Below are 3,174 nucleotides of genomic sequence, written 5' to 3'. Positions count from 1 at the left end.
AGGGCATGGGAAAACCCCAGAAGAAGCGGGTCGTTTGCCCGGTGCGCATCCTGGAAGATGCCGAATATCTCTGAGGGCGAACCATTTTGGATCACCTCAGCAAGCTCATACGCACTGCCGCTCCAGACAGTGTGTCCCAGATCGGTCAGATACCTGCATCCTTTTTTGCGAAACACGGCAGCGCGTGCCGGACCTATTCCTGGAATCAGCGTCAGTTCCTGCATGCAGCGATCCCTAATTGTTTCTTCAGAAATCCGGTATTCCGGGCACGGCCAGACGGTTTCCTTTGCAAGACAGACCCCATCCGGAGTATCCATCTCCACTGTACCGGGCAGATCGCCCGAATATCTTTTCCGGGTCTCGTTTTTCAGAAGAATTCCGGGAGTGAATGCCTTACTGAGGACCTGCATACAAACGTTTCAGCATATAAGATAATCCTGATCTTTTTCCATCATACCTGATTCACACCGGTCTGATGCATACCAGCAGAGCTTTGAGAGCTGATTTTTTCTCTGGATCACGGTGTATCCTTCTGCACGTTTTGCGATCGAGTTTAATGCAATGCTCGTCATACACAAAAATCGACCCGGAAGTATATATACCCCAAACCGCGCGGTGCGATAATGCCTCCCGACCCGTTTTTACATTGGAAAAATATCCCCAATTTTCTGGTATTTTTTGGATCTGCCAGTTTATTTGGCTCAAAACACGATGCAAAAAAATGATGAAAAACCAACCTGCCCTGTCAGGAACCCGGGTCTGAATACACATCTTTACAATTACAGACAGCATATCAGTTACTTGATTTTTCATGCTTGAGATTGAAAACCTGCATGTGGAAGTTGGCGGACGTGAAGTTCTGCACGGCATATCGCTGATCGTGCCGGATGGACAGACCCATGTTCTTCTTGGCCCAAACGGATCGGGAAAAACCACGCTTCTTCGTACAATAATGGGCTTTGCCTCCTCCAAGGTGACCGCCGGCAAAATAATTTTCAACGGCGTCGACGTTACGCATAAACCCGTCCATGAACGTGCCAAACTCGGAATGGGCATCATGTTTCAGCGGCCCCCCACAATTTCCGGTCTGAAACTTGGGAAGTTTATTGCTGCAACAAATAATATCGATGAGGACCGCATCCCACACATAGTGGAAAAGCTGCACATGACCAAATTCCTTGACCGGGATGTCAATGCAGGTTTTTCCGGCGGCGAGATCAAACGCAGCGAGATCCTGCAGCTCACTGTTCAGAACCCGTCGTTTGTAATGCTCGACGAGCCGGAAAGCGGCGTGGATGTGGAAAATATGGCTCTCCTTGGAAAAGCCGCCGCATCCCTTCTGGAAAAGGATATCCACATGAAAAACCGTACCAAATCAGGACTCATCATTACGCACACCGGATACATTCTTGATTATCTTGAAGCGGATGTCGGGTATGTTCTGATCGACGGATATCTGCAGTGCAGCGGAAACCCGCGTGAAATTCTTAAAAGTGTGAAATCATCAGGATACAAGGACTGTATAGCATGCCGGAAATGAATGGATTCTCGGGGATCAGCCCCGAAGATAAAGAACGCCTTGCCCTGACAGGGATCCATACCGATTCCATGGAGGGACGTGCGGGAAGTTTTCTTCTCGTAAATGACCACATCCTTCACGCAGGATCGCAGACAGAGGGTGTTGAGGTGCTGATGATCGAAAAAGCACTCGAAAAATACGAGTGGCTTAAGGAATACTGCTGGAACATTGTCCCGGCAGACAAAGATCAGTACACACAGTATGTCGCAGACCACCCGCAGAGAGGGTATGTCATCATCGCCCATAAAGGGGCAAAATCCACCTTCCCGCTGCAAAGCTGCATGTTTCTCCAGGGCGACACGATCCAGACCGTCCACAACATCGTCATTGCCGAAGAGGGATCCGAGGTCCATCTGATTGCAGGATGTGCAAGTTCTCTGAAAACAAAAGAGGGAGCACACTACGGGATCAACGAGATCTATGTCGGCAAAAACGCCAAAGTGACCTCAACGATGATCCACACCTGGGGCGAAGAGATCGAAGTTTTCCCGCGTACGGCGACCGTTGTCGAAGAGGGAGGGACGTTCCTTTCCAACTATGTGTGTATGCGCCCGACTAAAATGGTGCAGATGTATCCGACCGCCTATCTCAAAGGCGAAGGAGCAGTCGCCCGCTTTTCGAGCGTCATCGTTGCCGGAGCCGGTTCCCATATTGATGCGGGATCACGGGCCGTACTTCAGGCGAAAAACACCAGCGCCGAACTGGTCACCCGTGCCATCACCAACGGCGGAACGATCATCTCCCGCGGCGCCATCATCGCAGAAGTCCCCCAGACGAAAGGACACATCGAGTGCCGCGGACTTATATTAAAAGACGGCATCATGCACGCGATCCCCGAGATTGACGGACGTGTCGTCGACATCGAACTCTCTCATGAAGCGGCTGTCGGAAAGATTGCAAGAGATGAGATCGAGTATCTTATGGCACGCGGGCTTTCGGAGGAAGAAGCTACGGCGACGATCATCCGCGGATTTTTGGATGTCAGGATCGAAGGCCTCCCGGATGCCCTGCAAAAGCAGATCGAGAATGCCATCGACTCGGCTGACCACGGATTTTAGATGAAGCTCCATGATGTGAGTGCCGGTCTGCACTCCGGGATGTATGTGTATCCCGGAGATCCGGAATTTTCTTTGACCCGGATAAAAACAGGAGAAGCCTTTATCTCATCCCTTTCCCTGAGCACGCATACCGGCACCCACATCGATGCCCCTTCACACTATTTTGAAAATGGAATCCCTGTTGACCAGCTGGAGTTGGAAAACCTGATCACTCCTGCCGAGGTCGTTACTTCACCAAAGATGCCTGCAAAAAACTGCAAGGCGGTTCTTTTCAAAAATGCGGTTCCATTATCTCTGGAAACGGCTGAAACGCTCCATCTCAAAGGAGTGAAAACAGTCGGGTGTGATACCCCCTCCATAGGAGATGATGATGTTCACCGGTTTTTGCTGAAAAATGAGATGATGATCATCGAGATGCTCGATCTCTCGAAAATCCAGGACGGTGCGTATCAGATGATCGCCCTTCCGCTGAAAATCGAAGGGGCGGATGCTTCGCCCGCACGAGTTGTTTTACTGGATGATATGCTATGATATTAC

The 3,174-nt window shown here is 50.4% G+C and carries 5 protein-coding genes; 3 read left to right on the top strand and 2 right to left on the bottom strand.

Going from position 1 to position 3,174, the window contains the following annotated elements:
• Positions 1-410 (bottom strand): hypothetical protein (locus PHQ97_16075; protein MDD4394251.1); only part of this gene is annotated, 410 nt, incomplete at its 3' end.
• Positions 411-462: 52 nt separating this feature from the next.
• A complete protein-coding gene (locus tag PHQ97_16070; protein MDD4394250.1) occupies positions 463-813 on the bottom strand; it encodes a hypothetical protein in 351 nt (116 codons plus the stop codon).
• Between PHQ97_16070 and PHQ97_16065 the strand changes: the two genes are divergently transcribed.
• The 3 genes from PHQ97_16065 to PHQ97_16055 are packed head-to-tail and all read left to right on the top strand — an operon-like array spanning position 812 to position 3,168.
• A complete protein-coding gene (locus tag PHQ97_16065) occupies positions 812-1,540 on the top strand; it encodes an ABC transporter ATP-binding protein (GenBank protein ID MDD4394249.1) in 729 nt (242 codons plus the stop codon). The two genes, PHQ97_16070 and PHQ97_16065, sit on opposite strands and share 2 nt — an antisense overlap.
• On the top strand, positions 1,528-2,637 hold the full coding sequence (locus tag PHQ97_16060; GenBank protein ID MDD4394248.1) for a SufD family Fe-S cluster assembly protein: 1,110 nt from the start codon (positions 1,528-1,530) through the stop codon (positions 2,635-2,637). The genes PHQ97_16065 and PHQ97_16060 overlap by 13 nt, the downstream gene beginning before the upstream one ends.
• Positions 2,638-3,168: a cyclase family protein gene (locus PHQ97_16055; GenBank protein MDD4394247.1), complete on the top strand. Its 531-nt coding sequence runs from the start codon at positions 2,638-2,640 to the stop codon at positions 3,166-3,168.
• Positions 3,169-3,174: the final 6 nt, after the last annotated feature.

The sequence above is a fragment of the Desulfobacterales bacterium genome (assembly GCA_028704555.1).
Lineage (GTDB): Bacteria > Desulfobacterota > Desulfobacteria > Desulfobacterales > JAQWFD01 > JAQWFD01.
Note: the sequence above shows the minus strand (reverse complement) of the source record. Positions and strands in the feature narration are given on the sequence as shown.